We start from the raw sequence: 19,971 nt of genomic DNA, 5'->3' as shown, positions 1-19,971 counted from the left end.
ACAGCCACAGCGTCGACAGCTTGCGCTCTGCTATAGATCTATAAATCGTGACGAATGGTCTGAATCAGGCTGGACAGCATGGCGGCGATTTCACGAGTTTCCTGAATGCTCGGCCTTGCGAACTCCTCAGCTACGAAGCCTGCCTCACGACCTATATAAAGTTGCGTTCGCAATTCTGCACAAGAGCCGTTGGCAATCAGCAGGAACCGCACCTTCTCCCTAATACCCTCCCAGCTCATGCCTTCGGCAATATTGCTGGGAATCGATAATCCCGAGCGGGTGACTTGATCCTTAAAACCCAACTCACGGGAGTTTCTCAGGTGCTGATAAAGCGCTACCGACAATCTCGCTGAGCGTTTCCATACGTCCAGTTTCTCGAAATCCACGCAGCACTCCTGCTCTTTTGGCTTCAAGCTTCCAGCTTAAAGCTCTCGGCTTCCGGCTGTTGTTAAAAGTATCCCTGCCGCTTCTTCTCCTCCATCGACCCGGCGGCATCGTGTCGATGACGCGGCCCTGGCGCTCGGAGGTGCGGGTCAGGAGCATTTCCTGGATGATCTCCGGCAGGCTGGTGGCGGTGGACTCCACCGCGCCGGTCAGCGGGTAGCAGCCGAGGGTGCGGAAGCGCACCATGCGTTTTTCGATACGGGACTTTTCCTCGTCGGAAAGATGCTCGAGGATGCGCTCGTCGTCGATCATGATCAGCGTGCCGTTCTTCTCGATGACTTCGCGCTCGGCGGCGAAATACAGCGGCACGATCGGGATCTGCTCGAGATAGATGTATTGCCAGATGTCCAGCTCGGTCCAGTTGGACAGCGGGAAGACGCGAATCGACTCGCCCTTCTTCACCTTGCCGTTGTAGAGATTCCACAGCTCGGGACGCTGATTCTTCGGGTCCCAGCGATGCTTGCTGTCGCGGAAGGAATACACGCGCTCCTTGGCCCGGGACTTCTCCTCATCGCGGCGGGCACCGCCGAACGCGGCATCGAAGCCGTATTTGTCCAGCGCCTGCTTGAGCCCCTCGGTCTTCATCACGTCGGTGTGCTTGGCACTGCCGTAGGTGAAGGGGTTCATATCCTGGGCGACGCCCTCCGGATTGACGTGGGTGATGAGATCGAGCCCCATCTCCGCGACCATCTTGTCGCGGAAGCGATACATTTCCTGGAATTTCCAGCGGGTGTCGACGTGCATCACCGGGAAGGGCAGCTTGCCCGGAAAGAAGGCCTTGCGGGCCAGGTGCAGCATCACGGCCGAATCCTTGCCGATGGAGTAGAGCATCACCGGGTTGTCGAACTCCGCGGCGACCTCGCGGATGATATGGATGCTTTCCGCCTCCAGCTGTTTCAGATGCGTCAGTTTATCGACCATGACTACTCACGAATTGGCAAGTGGGACGGCCGGCCGGCCGCTCGAAGTGGCGCAAACTCTAACACGGCTTTAGATTCTAATCAGGCCAGCTGTTAGACCTAAAACTTCTAGATTTATACCGATGCTGCTGATCGGCGCCCGACCTTCCGAATCCGAGGCGCCATGGCGCCTGCCAGAGCTCAAGCCGGATTCGGACAGTCGATGAACAGGTGTTCGATGGCAAACCGATGCGCAAGGTAGTCGCCCAGGGCACGAACGCCATAACGCTCGGTGGCATGGTGGCCGGCCGCAAAGAAGCTCAGACCATTTTCCCGTGCGATATGCACCGTGGGCTCGGAGATTTCCCCCGTGAGGTAGGCATCCACTCCTGCCGCAACCGCCTGTTCGATATAGCCCTGGGCTCCGCCGGTACACCAGGCGATGCGCCGGATCGGGCCTTCGCCCTCGATCATCAACGGCTCGCGACCGAGCGCTTCGTGCACCCGGCGCAGGAAGTCCACCGGCGCCAGGGGTGTTTCCAGCGAGCCGACCAGGCCCACCGAGCACGGATTGTCCGGCTCCAGCGACCCTTCGACGGTAAGCCCGAGCAATTCAGCCAGCTGGACGTTGTTGCCGACCTCGGGATGGACGTCGAGTGGCAGATGGTAGGCCAGCAAGCTGATATCGTTGGCCAGCAACGTCTTCAAGCGCCGCTGCTTCATGCCGACGATGCGTGCGTCCTCGTTCTTCCAGAAATAGCCGTGATGGACCAGCACCACGTCGGCCTGCGCCTCGACGGCGGCATCCAGCAGCGCCTGACTGGCCGTCACACCGCTGACGATCCGCCGCACCTGGGGGCGCCCCTCGACCTGCAGACCATTGGGACAGTAATCGGCGATTCTGGCGGCATTCAGGTAGCGGTCCGCTTCTTCGACCAGGGTGGTCAGCGCAATGGCCATGAAAAAAAACCTCTTGGGTGATGCCGCGGTGCCCGCGGCGCAACGTGCGGCCCACGAGTGGGTGCGACAAATCTGCACGCACGAAGCTGCAATTCAGCTTCAGCTTCGTATAATGCCGCCACCTTAAGGGGCGCTCCCTGCGCTCGCAACTCTGTCCGGACCCCAAGCGATGTTCAATGCCCTGCGTTTCCTTGGCTGGCCGTTGCTGGTCGGCGTACTCGTAGCCCTGCTGATCATCCAGCGCTATCCGCATCTGGTGGGCATCCAGGAGCAGAGCATCGGGCTGCAGCAGGCACCGTTGAAAGCCACGGCCCCGCAACAAGGTCCCTATTCGTATGCCAACGCGGTATCGGACGCCGCCCCGGCGGTGGCCAATCTCTATACCACCAAGGTGATCGAAAAGACCGAACGGCAGCCCCTGGCCAAGGACCCGCTCTTCCAGCGCTTCTTCAGCGACAACCTGCCGAGGCAGCAACGCATGGAGTCCAGCCTGGGCTCTGCGGTGATCATGAGCTCGGAAGGCTACCTGCTGACCAACAACCACGTGACCTCCAATGCCGAGCAGATCGTGGTGGCGCTCAAGGATGGCCGCGAGACACTGGCACGGGTGATCGGCAGCGATCCCGAGACGGACCTTGCGGTATTGAAGATCGATCTTGCCAACCTGCCGGTGATCACCCTCGGTCATTCGGACCGGATTCGCGTCGGCGACGTCACCCTGGCCATCGGCAATCCGTTCGGCGTCGGCCAGACGGTGACCATGGGCATCATCAGCGCAACCGGACGCAACCAGCTGGGCCTCAATACCTACGAGGATTTCATCCAGACCGATGCGGCGATCAACCGGGGCAACTCCGGCGGCGCGCTGGTGGACACCGGCGGCAACCTGATCGGCATCAACACGGCGATCATCTCCGAGTCCGGCGGTTCCCAGGGTATCGGTTTCGCCATCCCGGTGAAGCTCGCGCTGGAGGTGATGAAATCGATCATCGAGCACGGCCAGGTGATCCGCGGCTGGCTGGGGGTCGAGGTGCAGTCGCTGACCCAGGAACTCGCCGAATCCTTCGGCCAGGAGGGGCGCCCCGGCATCGTGGTGGCCGGCGTTTACCGGGACGGCCCGGCCGAACGCGCTGGCCTGCAGCCGGGTGATCTGATCCTCAGCATCGACGGCGTGCAATCGGCCGACGGGCGCAGCTCGATGAACCAGGTCGCCCGGACCCGGCCGGGCGACAAGATCGACATCGATATCCTGCGCAACGGCAAGCCGCTGACGCTGACGGCCGAAGTGGGCATACGTCCGCCGGTGAACACCGCGCCGAAGTAGGCGCCAAAAGCCGAAGCTTGAAGCTTCAAGCTCAAAAAGCATCGCCCCGAGGGCGGGCCTCCCACAAAAGCAGCGAGCCACCACCGAAGCAGCAAGTGCACACCGCCCCTCTGTGGGAGGCGCGACCTCGCGGCGATGCAGGCCGCAGGCCTGCCCGATGCCCCGCTACAGCAAGCAGCTCATGCTAGCCGAGCGCGTCCAGCAGCGCCTGGTTCTGTTCCGGCGTACCGATGGTGATGCGCAGGAACTGTTCGATGCGCGGATGCCTGAAGTGACGGACGATAACGCCCTGTTCGCGCAGGCTGGCGGCGATCCCGGCGGCATCGTGCTGCGGGTGGCGGGCGAAGATGAAGTTCGCCGCCGAAGGCAGCACCTCGAATCCTTTCCCCTGCATGGCCGTCACTACCGCCTCGCGGCTGGCGATCACCTGCCGGCAGGTCTGCTGGAAATATGCCCGGTCCTCGAAGGCCGCGGCCGCGCCGGCGATGGCGATACGGTCCAGCGGATAGGAATTGAAACTGTTCTTGATCCGCTCCAGCGCCTCGATCAGATCCGGATGACCGACCGCCAGGCCGACGCGCAGCCCGGCCAGCGAACGGGACTTGGACAGCGTCTGCGTCACCAGCAGGTTCGGATAGCGATCGACCAGCGCGATGGCCGATTCGCCGCCGAAATCGACATAGGCCTCGTCCACCAGCACCACGGAATCGGTATTGGTCTGCAGCAGCCGCTCGATGGCCTCCTGCGCCAGCAGGCAACCGGTCGGCGCATTCGGGTTGGGGAAGATGATGCCGCCGTTCGGACGCTGATAATCGGCCACATCGATCTGGAACTGCTCGTTCAGCGCGATGGTTTCGTAGTCGATGCCGTAGAGCCCGCAATAGACCGGATAGAAACTGTAGGTCACGTCGGGGAACAGCAGCGGACGACCATGCTGGAACAAGCCGTGGAAGGCATGCGCGAGCACCTCGTCGGAACCGTTGCCGACGAACACCTGGGCCGGCCGCACGCCGTAGTAATCGGCCACCGCCTGCTTGAGGCGCTCGCCGTTGGGGTCCGGATACAGCCGCAGGTTGTCGTTGAGCTCCGCCTGCATCGCCGCGATCGCCCTGGGCGACGGGCCGTAGGGATTCTCGTTGGTATTGAGCTTGACCAGCTTGCTCAGCTTAGGCTGCTCACCCGGCACGTAGGGCACCAGGTCATTGACGAAGGGGCTCCAGAACTTGCTCATCCGCCCTTCTCTCCTCGAATGTGGTCGGTTTGCCGTAGGGTGGAAAACCGCGAAATGTTTTCCACCCAGTGACGTCAGGTGGAAAAGGCCTGCGGCCGTTTTCCACCCTACGACTTACTTGATCCGGTACTCGGCGCTGCGGGCGTGGGCGGTCAGCGATTCGCCGCGCGCCAGCACCGAGGCGACCTTGCCCAGGTTCGACGCACCTTCGGCCGAGCAGTTGATGATCGACGAGCGCTTCTGGAAGTCGTACACGCCCAGCGGCGACGAGAAACGCGCGGTGCCCGAGGTCGGCAGCACGTGGTTGGGCCCGGCGCAGTAGTCGCCCAGCGCCTCGGCGGTGTAGCGGCCCATGAAGATCGCGCCGGCATGGCGGATCTGCGGCAACCACTGCTCCGGCTCGGCGACCGACAGTTCCAGGTGCTCCGGGGCGATGCGGTTGGCCACCTCGATGGCCTGCTGCATGTCGGCAACCTGGATCAGCGCGCCACGCCCCTCGATGGAGATGCGCGCGATATCAGCGCGCTCCAGGGTCGGCAGCAGGCGCGCGATGCTCTCGGCAACCTTGTCGAGGAACGCCGCGTCCGGGCTGACCAGAATCGATTGCGCATCCTCGTCGTGCTCGGCCTGGGAGAACAGGTCCATGGCGATCCAGTCCGGATCGGTCTGGCCGTCGCAGACCACGAGGATCTCCGAAGGCCCGGCGATCATGTCGATACCGACCTTGCCGAACACGTGGCGCTTGGCGGTGGCGACGTAGATGTTGCCCGGGCCGACGATCTTGTCCACCGGCGGCACGCTCTCGGTGCCATAGGCCAGGGCAGCGACGGCCTGGGCACCGCCGATGGTGAACACCCGGTCGACGCCGGCCAGGGCAGCGGCGGCGAGCACCAGCTCGTTGATCTCGCCACGCGGGGTCGGCACCACCATGACCACTTCCGGCACCCCGGCGACCTTGGCCGGAATCGCGTTCATCAGCACCGACGAGGGATAGGAGGCCTTGCCGCCCGGCACGTAGAGCCCGGCGCGATCCAGCGGAGTGACCTTCTGCCCGAGCACGGTGCCGTCGGCCTCGGTGTAGGTCCAGGAATCCTGCTTCTGCTTCTCGTGGTAGCTGCGCACCCGCTCGGCGGCGACTTCCAGGGCCTGGCGCTGCGCCGGGGTGATGCGCTCGAGCGCCTGCTCGAGGCGCGCGCGCGGCAGGATCAGGTCGGCCATCGCGGCGACTTCCAGCCCGTCGAAGCGCTGGGTCAGCTCGACCAGCGCCGCATCGCCGCGCTCGCGCACGGCCTGGATGATCTCCAGCACCCGCTGATTGACGCCGTCGTCGGACACGCTTTCCCAGCTCAGCAGATGATCCAGATGCCGGGCGAAATCGGCATCGGCAGCGTTGAGTCGGCGAATGGCGGTGGGAGCGGTCATGGCGGGCCTCATGGTTGGCTAAGCATCGAAAACTGCATACGACGAATCGGAAGGCAGGCTCTCAGGCGCCGCTAGAATATCAAGCCCACCGTGCGGGCACCCGAGAATTTCGGCTATGACACGGATAGGCAGGCGCGGTGGCAACCGCGAAGCGTATCAATGCCGATGCTGCTCGACAGCGGCCTGCAGCGTATCGATCAGCGCCTGGATGCGCGCGTGCTGCATCTTCATCGAGGCCTTGTTCACCACCAGCCGCGAGCTGATGGTGGCGATCAGTTCCTGCGGCTCCAGGCCATTGGCGCGCAGCGTGTTGCCGGTATCGACCACGTCGATGATCTTGTCGGCCAGACCTACCAGCGGCGCCAGTTCCATCGAGCCGTAGAGCTTGATGATGTCGACCTGGCGGCCCTGCTCGGCGTAGTAGCGCTTGGCGACGTTGACGAACTTGGTCGCCACCCGCAGCCGGCCCTTGGGTTCCGGTGCGCCGACCCGGCCTGCAGTCATCAGCTTGCAGTTGGCGATCTTCAGGTCCAGCGGCTCGTAGAGGCCCTGGCCGCCGTATTCCATCAGCACGTCCTTGCCGGCCACGCCGAGGTCGGCCGCACCATGCTCGACATAGGTGGGCACGTCGGTGGCGCGGACGATCAGCAGGCGCACGTCATCCTGGCTGGTCGGGATGATCAGCTTGCGGCTCTTGTCCGGGTTCTCGGTCGGCACGATACCGGCCGCGGCCAGCAGCGGCAGGGTGTCGTCGAGGATGCGGCCTTTCGACAGGGCGATGGTGAGCATTGCGTTAATCCTTGGGTTGCGCGCGTTCGGCGGTCAAAAGCTGGCTCTTAAGGACAAGGACAAATTATCCATGACCTTTATTCCTGTAGGAGCAGGCCATGCCTGCGAACAAATCCCGCACACAAGCGTGGCTGCCTTTCGCGGGCATGGCCCGCTCCTACGGAGACCGTTCACCACAGTACGTTCTCTGCTCCTAGCCCGGCACGCGGCGAATCTTCGCGCCCAGCAGCTGCAGCTTCTCCTCGATGCATTCGTAGCCACGGTCGATGTGGTAGATGCGATCGATCAGCGTATCGCCCTCGGCCACCAGGCCGGCGATCACCAGGCTGGCGGAAGCGCGCAGGTCGGTCGCCATGACCGGGGCGCCCTTGAGCCGCTCGACGCCGGTGACGACGGCGGTGTTGCCCTCGACCAGGATCTGCGCGCCCATGCGGTTCATTTCGTAGACGTGCATGAAGCGATTTTCGAAAACCGTTTCGATCACCGTGCCGGTGCCTTCGGCGATGGCGTTGAGGGCGATGAACTGCGCCTGCATGTCGGTGGGGAATGCCGGGTATGGCGCGGTGCGCACGTTCACGGCCTTGGGCCGCTTGCCCTTCATGTCCAGCTCGATCCAGTTGCTGCCGGCATCGATATGCGCGCCCGCCTCGACCAGCTTGTGCAGCACGGCTTCGAGCAGGGTCGCATCGGTGTCCTTCAGGCGCACCCGCCCGCCGGTCGCCGCGGCGGCCACCAGATAGGTGCCGGTCTCGATGCGGTCGGGCATCACGCTGTAGCGGCCGCCGCCGAGGCGCTTGACGCCGTCGATGACGATGGTATCGGTGCCGGCGCCGCTGATCTTCGCACCCATGGCGTTGAGGAAGTTGGCCAGGTCGACCACTTCCGGCTCGCGCGCGGCGTTTTCCAGCACGCTGCGGCCATTGGCCAGAGCGGCGGCCATCATGATGTTCTCGGTACCGGTCACGCTCACGGTATCGAAGAAGAAGTGCGCACCGCGCAGGCCGCCGGCCGGCGCCTTGGCCTTGATGTAGCCGCCTTCCACTTCGATCTGCGCGCCCATGGCCTCGAGACCGCGGATGTGCAGGTCGACCGGACGCGAGCCGATGGCGCAGCCGCCCGGCAACGCTACTTCGGCCTCGCCGAAACGCGCCACCATCGGGCCGAGCACCAGGATAGAGGCGCGCATGGTCTTCACCAGCTCATAGGGCGCGACCAGGGTCTTGATGCTGCTGGCATCGACCTCGACGCTGAGCTTCTCGTCGATGATCGGCTGCACGCCCATGCGGCCGAACAGCTCGATCATGGTGGTGATGTCGTGCAGGTGCGGCAGGTTGCAGACGGTAACCGGGGTGTCGGCCAGCAGGGTGGCGGCCAGGATCGGCAGGGCGGAGTTCTTCGCGCCGGAGATGCGAATCTCGCCATCGAGCGAATGCCGCCGGTAATGATCAGTTTGTCCATGGATGTTCCCGTAACCCGCAGGCCGGAAGGCCTGTCGAAGGGGCGGCGCAGTCGCTGGCGACGCGCTCGGCCTTGGTATGAATGGATGTCGCCGGCTGGCGCCCGCTCAGGCGCGCCCGGCCCAGTCGGTACGACTGAAGAATTTCATGGTGACGGCGTGAATGCTGCCGTCGGCGATCCAGGGATTGAGATGAGCATAGATCTGCTGCTGGCGCTTGACCGGGCTCAGGCCGGCCAGCTCGTCGCTGATCACGTTGAGCTGGAAGTTGCAGCCTTCGCCTTCCACTTCCACCTGGGCTCCCGGAAGCTTCTCTTCCAGGAAATTCTTCACTTCTAGGGCCTGCATGTTCAACCTCGATCGGCGCAGGACGCGCACGGGCCGGCCATCATACAAAAAAGCCCGAAGGCTGCGAACCCCGATCCGCGCCGAACCGACGCAAGCGTCTCAATCCAGCGTCTCGGCCGCCTGCTCGCTGCGCTCGCGCGGCGGCCGGGCACTGTCGCCCTGCACAGCCGGAAAGCGCGAGGAGGCGAAGCGCACCACCAGGATCGCCAGCGCCAGCAGCAGGATCGCACCGGAGACGTAGACCACGCCCATGTCGGGACGATGATGATGCGAGACGTCGGAAATCAGCAGGCGGGTCAGTGCGGTGATCGCCACGTAGATGAGGAAGCGCACCGGCATGTGGTTGGTCTTGAAATAGATGCCAACCATGGCGCCCAGCTCGAGGTAGATGAACAGCAGGAGGATGTCATCGACCGTGATGTGGCCCTTCTCGACCATGCCGAGGAACGCCATGACGGCCGCCCAAGCCGTCACGCCGCCGATGGCGAACAGCGCCAGGTAGTGGAAGCTCTCGACCAGCAGGTTGCCCAGCGCTTCGGCGAGCGCATGGACGCCTTCGCGCAGATTCTCGGCCCAGCGCATCTTCATTCGGCGGTTCCTTCGAGCGAAGCGCTGCCCAGCGGCAGGATATCCAGCAGGCCGGACACGCCGGCGATCTTCTGCATGTCTTCGGGCAGGCCGCTGATGTGCAGCGCGATGCCTGCAGCGCGGGCATCGCGCATGAAGGCCAGCAGCAGCGACAAGCCGACACTGCTGGACTTCTCGACCGCCGAGCAATCCAGCGTCAGCGCATCTCGAGCGTCGCCGATCAGCGCCCGGCCGGCCTCGCGTAGCGCCGGGCCACTGCGATAGTCCAGCACGCCGGTCAGGCGCAGCACGCCGTCCGCGCCCCGCTCGATACTGCCGTCAGTCATTGCCGGCAGCCTGCTGACCGGCCTCGGTGTCCTTGGCCCGCGCCACCACCTCGGCCCAGCCGTCGATGGTCTTGTCCAGATCGCCACCGTTGCGCTGCATGGAATCGGCGAACTGGTCACGGAACAGCTTGCCGATGTTGATGCCGTTGATGATCACGTTGCGCACGCGCCACTCGCCATCGTTGACCATGGTGTAGGACACCGGATAGACCTCGCCCTGGCGCCCGACCACTTCCATGCCGACGCTGGTGCGCTTGGGATCCTGCTTGCCGCTGGGCGGCAGCACGCGAATCTGCTGGTTGTTGTACTCCAGCAGGGCATTGCCGTAGAACTGCATCAGGCTGCGCTTGAAGTTCTCCTGGAAGCGCGTCATCTGCTCGGGCGTGGCGTTGCGCGAATATCTCACCGTCATGATGCTGCGCGAGATGCCGTCGGCGTCGACCACCGGGCCGAGGATCTCGTTCAGCGAATCGTAGAAGGCCGCCGGATCGCTGCGGTATTGCTCCTTGTTGGCCTTGAGGTCGGCCAGCAGTTCATCGGTGGTCCGCTGGATCACCTGGTGGGCGCTCAGGGCCGCATGGGAGACCAGAGGCAGTACGGCCAGCAGCACCAGCAGGCCGCGACGCAGGGCAGTCATCATGGAAAGTTACTCCTTGTTAACCGAATTGAGCAGGAACTTGCCGATCAGGTCCTCGAGCACCAGCGAGGACTGGGTGTCCTGGATGGTGTCGCCGTCCTTGAGCAGCTCGTCGTCGCCGCCGACACTGATGCCGATGTACTTCTCGCCCAGCAGGCCGGCGGTCAGGATCGATGCCGTGGAGTCGGCCGGCAGGATGTCCACGTCCTGCTGGATTTCCAGGGTCACGCGACCGGTGTAGCTGTCGCGGTCCAGATCGATCGCCGTGACCTTGCCGATCGTCACGCCGGCCATGGTCACTTTGGATCGGACCGTCAAACCGGCGATATTGTCGAAATAGGCATACAGTTTATAAGTATCGGCGTTGCCGACGCTCAGCCCGCTGACACGCAGCGACAGCAGCAACAGGGCCAGCAGGCCGGCGAGCAGGAACAGGCCGACACCCATTTCCAGTGTGCGGATACGCATCAGAAATCTCCAAACATCAATGCGGTCAGAATGAAATCGAGGCCGAGCACCGCCAGCGAGGCGTATACCACGGTGCGGGTCGTGGCCCGGCTGATACCCTCGGACGTCGGCTCGCAGTCGTAGCCCTGGAACACCGCGATCCAGGTGACCACCAGCGCGAACACCAGGCTCTTGGTCACGCCATTGAGCACGTCCGAATGGAAGTCGACGCTGTTCTGCATATTGGCCCAGAACGAGCCCTCGTAGACGCCGAGCCAGTCCACGGCGACCATCGCCCCGCCCCAGATGCCAACCACGTTGAAGATCAGCGTCAGCAACGGCAGCGAGATGAAGCCCGCCCACAGACGCGGGGCGATGATGTACTTGAGCGGATCGACGCCGATCATCTCTAGGCTCGAGAGCTGCTCGGTGGACTTCATGTTGCCGATCTCGGCCGCCAGCGCGGAGCCGGCGCGCCCGGCGAACAGCAAGGCCGTCACCACCGGCCCGAGCTCACGCAGCAGGGTCAGCGCCACCATCTGCCCGACCGCCTGTTCCGAGCCGTAGCTGCTGAGGATGTTGTAGCCCTGCAGCGCCAGCACCATGCCGATGAAGATGCCGGAAACCACGACGATCGCCAGCGACAGCACGCCGACCGAATAGAGCTGCTTGACCAGCAGGGCCAGGCCATTGTGCAGCCCGCTGCGGCCGAACAGCGCGTGCACGAGGAAGATCGTCGAGCGCCCCAGTGCCGCCAGCACGTCCAGGCCGGCACGCCCGAGCAGGACAATCCGGTCCAACAGCGAACGCTTACGCATCGGTGCCTCCCAGCAGGTCGTCGGCATAGGCCGGGGCAGGAAAATGGAACGGCACCGGACCGTCGGCCGAGCCCTTCATGAATTGCCGGATGCGCGGATTGTCCGACTCCATCAGCTCCGCCGGCGCCCCCTGGCCGAGCACCTGGCCGTCGCCCACCACGTAGATGTAGTCGGCGATGGAAGCGGTTTCGGCCAGATCGTGGGAGACCACGATACTGGTGATCCCCAGGCGTCGTTGAGCAGGCGAATCAGGCGCACCAGGACACCCATGGCGATGGGGTCCTGGCCGGCGAACGGTTCGTCGTACATGAGGATCTGCGGATCCAGGGCAATCGCCCGGGCCAGTGCGACGCGGCGCTTCATGCCACCGGAGAGCTCGTCGGGCATCAGCTCGACGGCACCGCGCAGCCCCACCGCCTGCAGCTTCATCAATACGATGTCGCGGATCATCTCCTCGGGCAGGCGGGTATGCACGCGCAGCGGGAACGCGACGTTCTCGAACACGTCGAGATCGGTGAACAGCGCGCCGCTCTGGAACAACACGCCCATCTGCTTGCGCATGTCGAACAGCTCGCTGCGCGAGAGGCTCGGCAGGTTGTTCCCGGCCACCCAGACCTCGCCCCGGGCGGGCATCAACTGGGCGGCGATCAGGCGCAGCAAGGTCGTCTTGCCACAGCCGGACGGCCCCATGATGGCCGTGACCTTGCCTCGCGGAATGGCGATATCGACGTTATCGAAGATACTCCGCTCCCCGCGCTTGAAGGTCACTCCCTTCAGCTCGACGGCGTAGTCGTTGCTGGCGCTCATCTGGTCTCCTTGCATGCAGTCTGCGAAACAGACGGCTCCCGGCCGCGCCAGGATACGTTCCGGCATGACCGTTTACGGCGGCGCACTATAGCACCGCGTCGATAGCCGCCCAACCGACGACCATTTCAGCAGATGACCGACCGCCTCCCCGTTCAGCTCCGATTCAGCTTGCGCAACGATGATCGACCGGCGCAACGGACAGCCGCGCCCTGCTACTTTTTCGATGAGCCACGCCCCGTTTCCCGCTATAATCGCCGCCTTTTAATCGGACGACCTCGCCAACGATGAGCCAGAGCAGCCAACTGATCGAGACCGCACAACGCACCATCCACCTGGAAATCGAAGCCGTGGAGCAGCTCAAGGCGCGCATCGACGAGCGCTTCGTCCAGGCTTGCGAACTGATCCTGAACTGCAAGGGGCGGGTCGTCGTGGTCGGCATGGGCAAGTCCGGGCACATCGGCCGCAAGATCGCTGCCACCCTGGCCAGCACCGGCACCGCCGCGTTCTTCGTCCACCCCGCCGAAGCCAGCCATGGCGACATGGGCATGATCACCCCGGACGACGTGGTACTGGCGCTGTCCAACTCCGGCACCACCAGCGAAATCGTCACCCTGCTGCCGCTGATCAAACGCCTGGGCATCACCCTCGTCAGCATGACCGGCAACCCCGAGTCCGTGCTGGCCAAGGCCGCCGCGGTCAACCTGGACGCCAGCGTCGCCATCGAAGCCTGCCCGTTGAACCTCGCGCCGACCTCGTCGACCACCGCCAGCCTGGTGCTCGGCGACGCCCTGGCCATTGCCCTGCTCGAGGCGCGCGGCTTCACCGCCGAGGATTTCGCCTTCTCCCATCCCGGCGGTGCGCTGGGCCGGCGCCTGCTGCTCAAGGTCGAACACGTCATGCACACCGGCGAGCGCCTGCCGAAGGTCCCGCGCGGCACTTCGCTGCGCGATGCGCTGCTGGAAATGACCCAGAAAGGCCTGGGCATGACCGTGATCGTCGAGGCCGACGGCCGCCTGGCCGGGATCTTCACCGACGGCGACCTGCGCCGTGCGCTGGACAAGGGCGTCGACGTGCGCCAGACCCGCATCGACGAGGTGATGACCGTCCACGGCAAGACCGCCAATGCCGAGATGCTCGCCGCCGAAGCGCTGAAGATCATGGAAGACCACAAGATCAGCGCGCTGGTGGTCATCGACGAGCAGGAACTGCCGATCGGTGCGCTGAACATGCACGACCTGCTGCGCGCGGGGGTCATGTAATGCACGAACAGCTCCTGCAGCGCGCCCGCGACATCCGCCTGGCGATCTTCGACGTCGACGGCGTGCTCACCGACGGTCGGCTGTACTTCCTCACCGACGGCAGCGAGTTCAAGACCTTCAACACCCTCGACGGCCACGGCATCAAGATGCTGATCAACTCCGGCGTGCGCACCGCGATCATCAGCGGCCGCAAGACCCCGGTGGTCGAGCGCCGCGCGCAGAACCTCGGCATCCAGCACCTCTATCAGGGGCGCGAGGACAAACTGGTGGTGCTCGACGAGCTGCTGGCCGAACTGCGCTTGAACTACTCTGAGGTGGCTTACCTCGGTGATGACCTGCCGGACCTGCCGGTGATTCGCCGGGTCGGCCTGGGCATGGCCGTGGCCAGCGCCGACGCGTTCGTCCGCGAGCACGCCCATGGCGTGACCCAGGCGCGCGGCGGTGAGGGTGCAGCGCGCGAGTTCTGCGAATTGATCATGCGCGCCCAGGGCACCCTGGCTGCCGCTCAAACCGCTTATCTGTAGAGGCCTCGATGTTTCGCAAACTGCGCTTCGCTGCCGTTCTCGTCCTGATCGCCGCCCTGCTGGTGGCGATCGGCTACTGGAACATCCGCCCGGAAAGCTTCATGCAGCAGCCAGCCACCGTCAGCGGCGAGGAGCCGGAAATCGACTTCTACGCGATCAACTCGCGCACCGTGCAGTATCAGCCCGATGGCAAGCGCCACTATGAAATGACCGCGGACAAGGTCGAGCACCTGCGGGCCAGCGAAGTCAGCCTGCTCACCCGCCCCGACCTGCTGGCCTATCGCGGCACCGAACTGCCCTGGCATGCGCGCAGCGAGCGCGGCGAAGTGTCTGCCGACGGCAGCGAGGTGGAGCTGATCGACCAGGTGCGCATCGAACGCACCGACGCCAAGGGACGACCGACGATCCTCACCACCAGCCGGCTGACCGTGCTGCCGGAGAAGGATTATGCCGAGACAAGCCAAGCCGTTAGAATCGAGGCCGCCAATGGCGTGACCACGGCAACCGGCATGAAAGCGTATCTGGATGACGGCAGGATGCACCTGCTGTCCAACGTAAGAGGCCAGCATGAGCTGCGTTAAGACCTTCCCCCTCCTGCTCGGTTTGAGCGCATTCCTGCTTGGCGCCACTGCCTGGGCGCTTCCCGAAGACCGCGACCAGCCGATCCGCGTGCAAGCCGATTCCGCCGAACTGGACGACAAGCAGGGCGTCGCGGTGTACCGCGGCGACGTGGTGATCACCCAGGGCACCATGAAGATCACCGGCGACACGGTGACCATCACCCAGGACAGCAACGGCGATGTCGAGGTCTTCACCTCCATCGGCAAGCCCGCCTACTACGAGCAGAAGCCGGCGGTGGACAAGGAAATCGTCAAGGCCTACGGCCTGACCATCCAGTATTTCGCCGCCAACGAACGCATCGTCCTGATCGACCAGGCCAAGGTGGTCCAGGAAGGCAACACCTTCGAGGGCGAGAAGATCGTCTATGACACCCGCCGCCAGATCGTCAACGCCGGCCGCGCGACCAACACCGACGTGACCACGCCGCGCCCGCGGGTGGACATGGTCATCCAGCCGCGCAAGAAGGAAGCGGCAGCGGAGCAACCCCAGTAATGACCGTCCTCAAAGCCCAGCATCTGGCCAAGAGCTACAAGAGCCGCCAGGTCGTGCGCGACGTCAGCCTGTCCATCGAGAGCGGCCAGATCGTCGGCCTGCTCGGCCCGAACGGCGCCGGCAAGACCACCTGCTTCTACATGATCGTCGGCCTGGTCAACGCCGACCAGGGCCGCGTGCTGATCGACCAGCACGACGTCACCCATCTGCCGATGCACGGCCGCGCCCGCGCCGGCATCGGCTACCTGCCGCAGGAAGCCTCGATCTTCCGCAAGCTGTCGGTGGCCGACAACATCATGGCGATCCTCGAGACCCGCAAGGACCTGGACCGCAGCGGCCGCCAGCAGGCCCTGGAAGGCCTGCTGCAGGAATTCCACATCAACCATATCCGCGACAGCCTCGGCATGAGCCTGTCCGGCGGCGAGCGGCGGCGGGTGGAAATCGCCCGCGCCCTGGCCACCGCGCCCAAGTTCATCCTGCTGGACGAGCCCTTCGCCGGCGTCGACCCGATCTCGGTGGGCGACATCAAGCAGATCATCCACCATCTCAAGGCCAAGGGCATCGGCGTACTGATCACCGATCACAACGTGCGCGAGACCCTGGACATCTGCGAGACCGCCTATATCGTCAACGACGGCCAGCTCATCGCCGAAGGCGATGCGCAGACCATTCTCGACAACCAGCTGGTCAAGGAAGTCTATCTGGGCCACGAATTCCGCCTGTAGAGCGGTTTTTTTGCTCGGCTCGGCCAATCGGCCCTAGGCAAAGGCTTCGCCAGCAGGCATATAATTTGCTTTCTGTCGGCGCCCAGCGCGTCACATGTCGGAACAGGCGCGGTTGCGCCGGCATAAAAGGTTCGAAGTCCTCTGCCATGAAACCATCGCTAGTCCTCAAGATGGGCCAGCAGCTGACGATGACGCCGCAGCTGCAACAGGCCATACGCTTACTCCAGCTTTCGACGCTCGACCTGCAGCAGGAGATCCAGGAAGCGCTGGACTCCAATCCCATGCTCGAGCGTGAGGAAGACGGCGACGATTACGACGGCGGCGACCCGATGGCCGAGACCGCCGATACGCTCGGCGACGGCGCCTCGCAGACCAGCGCCAGCCAGGACAGCCAGTACCAGGAACCCACGCATAGCGCGGAAAACCTCGACGACACGGAATGGGGCGAGCGCATTCCCAACGAGCTGCCGGTGGACACGGCCTGGGAAGACATCTACCAGACCAGCGCCAGCAGCCTGCCCAGCAATGACGACGACGAGTGGGACTTCACCAGCCGCACCTCCAGCGGCGTGAGCCTGCAGAGCCATCTGCTGTGGCAGCTCAACCTGGCGCCCATGAGCGATACCGACCGTCTCATCGCCACCACCCTGATCGACTGCATCAACGACCAGGGCTACCTCGAGGAGTCGCTCGAGGAGATCGTCGACTCCTTCGATCCCGAACTGGAGATCGAGCTCGACGAAGTCGAAGTCGTGCTGCGCCGCATCCAGCAATTCGAACCAGCCGGCATCGGCGCCCGCGACCTGCGCGAGTGTCTGCTGCTGCAACTGCGCCAGCTGCCCGAGCGGACCCCGTGGCTGAGCGAGGCCCAGCAGCTGGTCGGCGACTACCTCGACATCCTCGGCAGCCGCGACTACAGCCTGCTGATGCGCCGGCTCAAGCTCAAGGAAGACGAGCTGCGCCAGGTCATCGAGCTGATCCAGAGCCTCAATCCGCGCCCGGGCTCGCAGATCGAGGCGAGCGAGCCGGAATACGTGGTGCCCGACGTCATCGTGCGCAAGCACAACGACCGCTGGCTGGTCGAGCTCAACCAGGAAGCCATGCCGCGCCTGCGCGTCAATGCCCAGTACGCCGGCTTCGTCAAACGCGCCGACTCCAGCGCCGACAACACCTTCATGCGCAACCAGCTGCAGGAAGCCCGCTGGTTCATCAAGAGCCTGCTCAGCCGCAACGAGACGCTGATGAAGGTCGCCACGCAGATCGTAGAGCACCAGCGCGCCTTCCTCGAGCACGGCGACGAGGCGATGAAGCCCTTGGTACTGCACGACATCGCCGAGGCGGTGGGCATGCACGAGTCGACCATTTCCCGCGTGACCACGCAGAAATACATGCACACGCCGCGCGGTATCTACGAACTCAAGTACTTCTTCTCCAGCCATGTCAGCACCGCCGAAGGCGGCGAATGCTCGTCCACCGCGATCCGCGCGATCATCAAGAAGCTGGTCGCCGCGGAAAACCAGAAAAAGCCGTTGAGCGACAGCAAGATCGCTGGTTTACTGGAGGCGCAGGGCATCCAAGTGGCCCGCCGCACGGTCGCCAAGTACCGGGAGTCCCTCGGCATCGCACCGTCCAGCGAGCGCAAACGATTGCTGTGACCGGCCATCGATCGAACCGTTCCAGGTCGGCCGGTCCGCCAGCCTGCTCTTCGCACAAGGCAAAGGAGATAGCAGTATGCAAGTCAACATCAGCGGTGTTCATCTGGAAGTAACCGGCGCCCTGCGTGACTACATCGAGGAGAAATTCGACCGGCTCGCCCGGCATTTCGACCGCATCATCAACATCCAGGTGGTCCTGCAGGTCGAGAAACTCAAGCAGAAAGCCGAAGCGACCCTGCACGTCGCGGGCCGCGAAGTGGTGGCCAATGCCGAGCACGAGGACATGTACGCCGCCGTCGACCAACTGGTCGACAAGCTCGATCGCCAGCTGATCAAGCACAAGGAAAAACAGCTCGACCATACTCAGGGCACCGTCACCCGCTGACCCCTCCTATGATCCGACTCGAAAACATCCTGACCCCCGGACGTTCCCTGGTGAACGTCCCGGGCGGTAGCAAGAAGCGTGTCCTGGAACAGATCGCCAAGGTGATCGCCCAGGACCTGACCGATCTCGATGCCCAGACCATCTTCGAAAGCCTGATCGCCCGCGAGAAGCTGGGCTCCACCGGCTTCGGCAACGGCATCGCCATCCCGCACTGCCGGATGGTCGGCTGCAATGCGCCGCTGAGCGCGATACTGCGGCTGGAAACCCCGGTGGATTTCGACGCCATCGACGGCGTTCCCGTGGACCTGCTGTTCGTCCTGCTGGTACCGGAGGCGGCCACCGACGAGCACCTCGAACTGCTGCGCCAGATCGCCAGCATGCTCGACCGCGAGGACGTACGCCAGCGCCTGCGCCAGGCGCCCACCAACCAGAGCCTCTACCAGGTAGTGGTCGATGTGCAGAACGGCGCTTAGCGGAATGACCAGATGCGGCTGATCATCGTCAGTGGGCGCTCGGGCTCGGGCAAAAGCACCGCGCTGGACGTGCTCGAGGACAACGGCTTCTACTGCATCGACAACCTGCCGGCCGGGCTGCTGCCCGAGCTCGCCGAACGCGCGCTGCTGCATACCGAGCTGCTGCATCCGCAGGTCGCCGTGTCGATCGATGCGCGCAACCTGCCCAGCCAGCTCAAGCGCTTCCCCGAGTTGCTCGAGGAAGTTCGCGCACGGCACATCCAGTGCGACGTCATCTACCTGGATGCGGACGACGAGACGCTGCTCAAGCGCTTTTCGGAAACCCGCCGGCGCCACCCGCTGACCAACGAAAGCCGCTCGCTGGCCGAAGCCATTCACGACGAGGAGCAGCTGCTGGCAGCGATCGTCGATCATGCCGATCTGAAGATCGATACCACGCACCTGAACCTCTATCAGCTGCGCGATACGCTCAAGCTGCGCCTGCTCAACAAGCCCGAGCCCGGCACCGCCTTTCTCGTCGAATCGTTCGGCTTCAAACGGGGCATGCCGGTCGATGCCGACCTGGTGTTCGACGTGCGCTGCCTGCCCAATCCCTACTGGAAGGCGGAACTGCGCGACTTCTCCGGCCTCGACCAACCCGTCATCGATTACCTCGCGGCACAGCCCGACGTCGACGAGATGTTCCAGGACATCCACGCCTACCTGAGCAAATGGCTGCCGCGCTTCGCCGCCAGCAACCGCGCCTACGTGACCGTTGCCATCGGCTGCACCGGCGGCCATCACCGTTCGGTCTATCTGGCCGAGCGCCTGGGCCAGGCACTCAAGGGGCCGCTGAAGAATCTGCAAGTCCGCCATCGGGACCTTGCCTAGGAATACCTGCCGCCATGCCCGCCCGCGAAATCACCATCATCAACAAACTCGGCCTGCATGCACGCGCAGCAGCCAAATTCGTCGGTGTCGCCAACCGCTATCCCTGCGACATCCGCATCGGCCGCTGCCCCGCCAGCCTGGTGGATGGCAAGAGCATCATGGCCGTCATGATGCTGGCCGCCAGCAAGGGCACCACCTTGCATCTGCATACCGAAGGCGAGCAGGAAGAAGATGCGCTCGAAGCCTTGATCGGCTTGATCGAAGACTATTTCGAGGAAGGCGAATAGCAGGCTGTTGAAAAACGTAGGCGAGGCAGCCAGCGCAAGGCGCAACGACCAACGGGAGTAACAGCCGAAGGCTGGCCCGAAGGGTGAGCGTCAGCGAATCAAACAGGCGAAAAAGCGCAGTTTACGAGTGGTAAATGAGCATTTTGATCGGACTTGCGCACGAGCCTGTTTTTAACGCCGCGAT

Annotated in this window: 22 protein-coding genes and 3 pseudogenes; 11 read left to right on the top strand and 14 right to left on the bottom strand. The window is 64.0% G+C overall.

The window, feature by feature from the left end; translation table 11 throughout:
• Positions 1-38: 38 nt before the first annotated feature.
• From BAY1663_RS05730 to BAY1663_RS05720, 3 genes and pseudogenes are all read right to left on the bottom strand, one after another.
• Positions 39-386 carry a four helix bundle protein gene (locus tag BAY1663_RS05730; protein WP_037038485.1) on the bottom strand — a complete coding sequence of 116 codons (348 nt, stop codon included), beginning with the start codon at positions 384-386 and terminating at the stop codon, positions 39-41.
• A gap of 62 nt (positions 387-448) precedes the next feature.
• Positions 449-1,365 (bottom strand): annotated as a pseudogene (cysD, locus tag BAY1663_RS05725) (sulfate adenylyltransferase subunit CysD).
• A 179-nt stretch (positions 1,366-1,544) separates the two neighbouring features.
• Positions 1,545-2,303: a Nif3-like dinuclear metal center hexameric protein gene (locus tag BAY1663_RS05720; RefSeq protein WP_037038484.1), complete on the bottom strand. Its 759-nt coding sequence runs from the start codon at positions 2,301-2,303 to the stop codon at positions 1,545-1,547.
• A 169-nt stretch (positions 2,304-2,472) separates the two neighbouring features.
• Here BAY1663_RS05720 and algW point away from each other — a divergent pair, with 169 nt between their 5' ends.
• Positions 2,473-3,627: a Do family serine endopeptidase AlgW gene (gene algW / locus BAY1663_RS05715; protein WP_037038482.1), complete on the top strand. Its 1,155-nt coding sequence runs from the start codon at positions 2,473-2,475 to the stop codon at positions 3,625-3,627.
• A 184-nt stretch (positions 3,628-3,811) separates the two neighbouring features.
• Here algW and hisC read toward each other — a convergent pair whose 3' ends face one another.
• From hisC to BAY1663_RS05660, 11 genes and pseudogenes are all read right to left on the bottom strand, one after another.
• Positions 3,812-4,858 carry a histidinol-phosphate transaminase gene (gene hisC, locus BAY1663_RS05710; protein WP_037038480.1) on the bottom strand — a complete coding sequence of 349 codons (1,047 nt, stop codon included), beginning with the start codon at positions 4,856-4,858 and terminating at the stop codon, positions 3,812-3,814.
• A 114-nt stretch (positions 4,859-4,972) separates the two neighbouring features.
• Positions 4,973-6,280, bottom strand: coding sequence for a histidinol dehydrogenase (hisD, locus tag BAY1663_RS05705; RefSeq protein WP_037038478.1), 1,308 nt, complete (start codon positions 6,278-6,280; stop codon positions 4,973-4,975).
• Between the two features lie 156 nt (positions 6,281-6,436).
• On the bottom strand, positions 6,437-7,069 hold the full coding sequence (hisG, locus tag BAY1663_RS05700) for an ATP phosphoribosyltransferase (RefSeq protein ID WP_037038476.1): 633 nt from the start codon (positions 7,067-7,069) through the stop codon (positions 6,437-6,439).
• Between the two features lie 193 nt (positions 7,070-7,262).
• A pseudogene (gene murA / locus BAY1663_RS05695) lies at positions 7,263-8,527 on the bottom strand (UDP-N-acetylglucosamine 1-carboxyvinyltransferase).
• 106 nt (positions 8,528-8,633) lie between these two features.
• Entirely contained in the window at positions 8,634-8,873 is a 240-nt protein-coding gene (locus tag BAY1663_RS05690; protein ID WP_037038474.1) for a BolA family protein, read from the bottom strand.
• 99 nt (positions 8,874-8,972) lie between these two features.
• On the bottom strand, positions 8,973-9,461 hold the full coding sequence (locus tag BAY1663_RS05685) for a phosphate-starvation-inducible protein PsiE (protein WP_037038472.1): 489 nt from the start codon (positions 9,459-9,461) through the stop codon (positions 8,973-8,975).
• Positions 9,458-9,787, bottom strand: coding sequence for a lipid asymmetry maintenance protein MlaB (locus tag BAY1663_RS05680; RefSeq protein ID WP_037038471.1), 330 nt, complete (start codon positions 9,785-9,787; stop codon positions 9,458-9,460). Before BAY1663_RS05680 ends, BAY1663_RS05685 begins: the two co-directional genes overlap by 4 nt.
• Positions 9,780-10,427 carry a phospholipid-binding protein MlaC gene (locus tag BAY1663_RS05675; RefSeq protein ID WP_037038470.1) on the bottom strand — a complete coding sequence of 216 codons (648 nt, stop codon included), beginning with the start codon at positions 10,425-10,427 and terminating at the stop codon, positions 9,780-9,782. The genes BAY1663_RS05680 and BAY1663_RS05675 overlap by 8 nt, the downstream gene beginning before the upstream one ends.
• Before the next feature lie 6 nt (positions 10,428-10,433).
• Positions 10,434-10,892 carry an outer membrane lipid asymmetry maintenance protein MlaD gene (gene mlaD, locus BAY1663_RS05670; protein WP_037038468.1) on the bottom strand — a complete coding sequence of 153 codons (459 nt, stop codon included), beginning with the start codon at positions 10,890-10,892 and terminating at the stop codon, positions 10,434-10,436.
• Positions 10,892-11,689, bottom strand: a complete 798-nt coding sequence (gene mlaE / locus BAY1663_RS05665; protein ID WP_037038467.1) for a lipid asymmetry maintenance ABC transporter permease subunit MlaE — start codon at positions 11,687-11,689, stop codon at positions 10,892-10,894. The genes mlaD and mlaE overlap by 1 nt, the downstream gene beginning before the upstream one ends.
• Positions 11,682-12,496: pseudogene (locus tag BAY1663_RS05660) on the bottom strand (ATP-binding cassette domain-containing protein). Before BAY1663_RS05660 ends, mlaE begins: the two are co-directional and overlap by 8 nt.
• Positions 12,497-12,780: 284 nt before the next feature.
• On the opposite strand from BAY1663_RS05660, the gene BAY1663_RS05655 reads away from it, so the two are divergent.
• The 10 genes from BAY1663_RS05655 (at position 12,781) to BAY1663_RS05610 (ending at position 19,787) form a co-directional block, all read left to right on the top strand.
• Positions 12,781-13,755 carry a KpsF/GutQ family sugar-phosphate isomerase gene (locus tag BAY1663_RS05655; protein ID WP_037038466.1) on the top strand — a complete coding sequence of 325 codons (975 nt, stop codon included), beginning with the start codon at positions 12,781-12,783 and terminating at the stop codon, positions 13,753-13,755.
• Positions 13,755-14,279, top strand: coding sequence for an HAD family hydrolase (locus BAY1663_RS05650; protein ID WP_037038465.1), 525 nt, complete (start codon positions 13,755-13,757; stop codon positions 14,277-14,279). Before BAY1663_RS05655 ends, BAY1663_RS05650 begins: the two co-directional genes overlap by 1 nt.
• A gap of 8 nt (positions 14,280-14,287) precedes the next feature.
• Positions 14,288-14,860: an LPS export ABC transporter periplasmic protein LptC gene (lptC, locus tag BAY1663_RS05645; RefSeq protein ID WP_037038464.1), complete on the top strand. Its 573-nt coding sequence runs from the start codon at positions 14,288-14,290 to the stop codon at positions 14,858-14,860.
• Positions 14,847-15,392: a lipopolysaccharide transport periplasmic protein LptA gene (gene lptA / locus BAY1663_RS05640; protein WP_037038463.1), complete on the top strand. Its 546-nt coding sequence runs from the start codon at positions 14,847-14,849 to the stop codon at positions 15,390-15,392. Before lptC ends, lptA begins: the two co-directional genes overlap by 14 nt.
• Positions 15,392-16,117, top strand: a complete 726-nt coding sequence (lptB, locus tag BAY1663_RS05635) for an LPS export ABC transporter ATP-binding protein (protein ID WP_037038462.1) — start codon at positions 15,392-15,394, stop codon at positions 16,115-16,117. Before lptA ends, lptB begins: the two co-directional genes overlap by 1 nt.
• A 146-nt stretch (positions 16,118-16,263) precedes the next feature.
• The gene (locus BAY1663_RS05630; RefSeq protein ID WP_037038461.1) at positions 16,264-17,772 is read left to right on the top strand and encodes an RNA polymerase factor sigma-54; all 1,509 of its coding nucleotides are present in this window, start codon (positions 16,264-16,266) and stop codon (positions 17,770-17,772) included.
• Positions 17,773-17,848: 76 nt separating this feature from the next.
• On the top strand, positions 17,849-18,157 hold the full coding sequence (gene hpf / locus BAY1663_RS05625; RefSeq protein ID WP_037038460.1) for a ribosome hibernation-promoting factor, HPF/YfiA family: 309 nt from the start codon (positions 17,849-17,851) through the stop codon (positions 18,155-18,157).
• Positions 18,158-18,165: 8 nt separating this feature from the next.
• A complete protein-coding gene (ptsN, locus tag BAY1663_RS05620) occupies positions 18,166-18,630 on the top strand; it encodes a PTS IIA-like nitrogen regulatory protein PtsN (protein ID WP_037038458.1) in 465 nt (154 codons plus the stop codon).
• Between the two features lie 12 nt (positions 18,631-18,642).
• Positions 18,643-19,500, top strand: a complete 858-nt coding sequence (gene rapZ, locus BAY1663_RS05615) for an RNase adapter RapZ (RefSeq protein ID WP_037038453.1) — start codon at positions 18,643-18,645, stop codon at positions 19,498-19,500.
• A 14-nt stretch (positions 19,501-19,514) separates the two neighbouring features.
• On the top strand, positions 19,515-19,787 hold the full coding sequence (locus BAY1663_RS05610; RefSeq protein WP_037038451.1) for an HPr family phosphocarrier protein: 273 nt from the start codon (positions 19,515-19,517) through the stop codon (positions 19,785-19,787).
• Positions 19,788-19,971: the final 184 nt, after the last annotated feature.

It is taken from the genome of Pseudomonas sp. BAY1663 (genome assembly GCF_000582595.1).
In the GTDB taxonomy this organism is placed as follows: domain Bacteria; phylum Pseudomonadota; class Gammaproteobacteria; order Pseudomonadales; family Pseudomonadaceae; genus Stutzerimonas; species Stutzerimonas stutzeri_AF.
The sequence above is the reverse complement of the archived record's forward strand: the minus strand, read 5'-3'. Positions and strand labels throughout refer to the sequence as shown.

Excerpts from the sequence above, each read along its gene's own strand:
- lptC (WP_037038464.1), top strand. The coding sequence starts at position 14,288 with ATGTTTCGCAAACTGCGCTTCGCTGCCGTTCTCGTCCTGATCGCCGCC.
- mlaD (WP_037038468.1), bottom strand. The coding sequence starts at position 10,892 with ATGCGTATCCGCACACTGGAAATGGGTGTCGGCCTGTTCCTGCTCGCC.
- mlaE (WP_037038467.1), bottom strand. The coding sequence starts at position 11,689 with ATGCGTAAGCGTTCGCTGTTGGACCGGATTGTCCTGCTCGGGCGTGCC.
- BAY1663_RS05675 (WP_037038470.1), bottom strand. The coding sequence starts at position 10,427 with ATGATGACTGCCCTGCGTCGCGGCCTGCTGGTGCTGCTGGCCGTACTG.
- BAY1663_RS05690 (WP_037038474.1), bottom strand. The coding sequence starts at position 8,873 with ATGCAGGCCCTAGAAGTGAAGAATTTCCTGGAAGAGAAGCTTCCGGGA.
- ptsN (WP_037038458.1), top strand. The coding sequence starts at position 18,166 with ATGATCCGACTCGAAAACATCCTGACCCCCGGACGTTCCCTGGTGAAC.
- hisC (WP_037038480.1), bottom strand. The coding sequence starts at position 4,858 with ATGAGCAAGTTCTGGAGCCCCTTCGTCAATGACCTGGTGCCCTACGTG.
- BAY1663_RS05655 (WP_037038466.1), top strand. The coding sequence starts at position 12,781 with ATGAGCCAGAGCAGCCAACTGATCGAGACCGCACAACGCACCATCCAC.
- BAY1663_RS05685 (WP_037038472.1), bottom strand. The coding sequence starts at position 9,461 with ATGAAGATGCGCTGGGCCGAGAATCTGCGCGAAGGCGTCCATGCGCTC.
- rapZ (WP_037038453.1), top strand. The coding sequence starts at position 18,643 with ATGCGGCTGATCATCGTCAGTGGGCGCTCGGGCTCGGGCAAAAGCACC.
- BAY1663_RS05680 (WP_037038471.1), bottom strand. The coding sequence starts at position 9,787 with ATGACTGACGGCAGTATCGAGCGGGGCGCGGACGGCGTGCTGCGCCTG.
- BAY1663_RS05630 (WP_037038461.1), top strand. The coding sequence starts at position 16,264 with ATGAAACCATCGCTAGTCCTCAAGATGGGCCAGCAGCTGACGATGACG.
- BAY1663_RS05610 (WP_037038451.1), top strand. The coding sequence starts at position 19,515 with ATGCCCGCCCGCGAAATCACCATCATCAACAAACTCGGCCTGCATGCA.
- hisG (WP_037038476.1), bottom strand. The coding sequence starts at position 7,069 with ATGCTCACCATCGCCCTGTCGAAAGGCCGCATCCTCGACGACACCCTG.
- BAY1663_RS05650 (WP_037038465.1), top strand. The coding sequence starts at position 13,755 with ATGCACGAACAGCTCCTGCAGCGCGCCCGCGACATCCGCCTGGCGATC.
- BAY1663_RS05720 (WP_037038484.1), bottom strand. The coding sequence starts at position 2,303 with ATGGCCATTGCGCTGACCACCCTGGTCGAAGAAGCGGACCGCTACCTG.
- lptB (WP_037038462.1), top strand. The coding sequence starts at position 15,392 with ATGACCGTCCTCAAAGCCCAGCATCTGGCCAAGAGCTACAAGAGCCGC.
- algW (WP_037038482.1), top strand. The coding sequence starts at position 2,473 with ATGTTCAATGCCCTGCGTTTCCTTGGCTGGCCGTTGCTGGTCGGCGTA.
- hpf (WP_037038460.1), top strand. The coding sequence starts at position 17,849 with ATGCAAGTCAACATCAGCGGTGTTCATCTGGAAGTAACCGGCGCCCTG.
- lptA (WP_037038463.1), top strand. The coding sequence starts at position 14,847 with ATGAGCTGCGTTAAGACCTTCCCCCTCCTGCTCGGTTTGAGCGCATTC.
- hisD (WP_037038478.1), bottom strand. The coding sequence starts at position 6,280 with ATGACCGCTCCCACCGCCATTCGCCGACTCAACGCTGCCGATGCCGAT.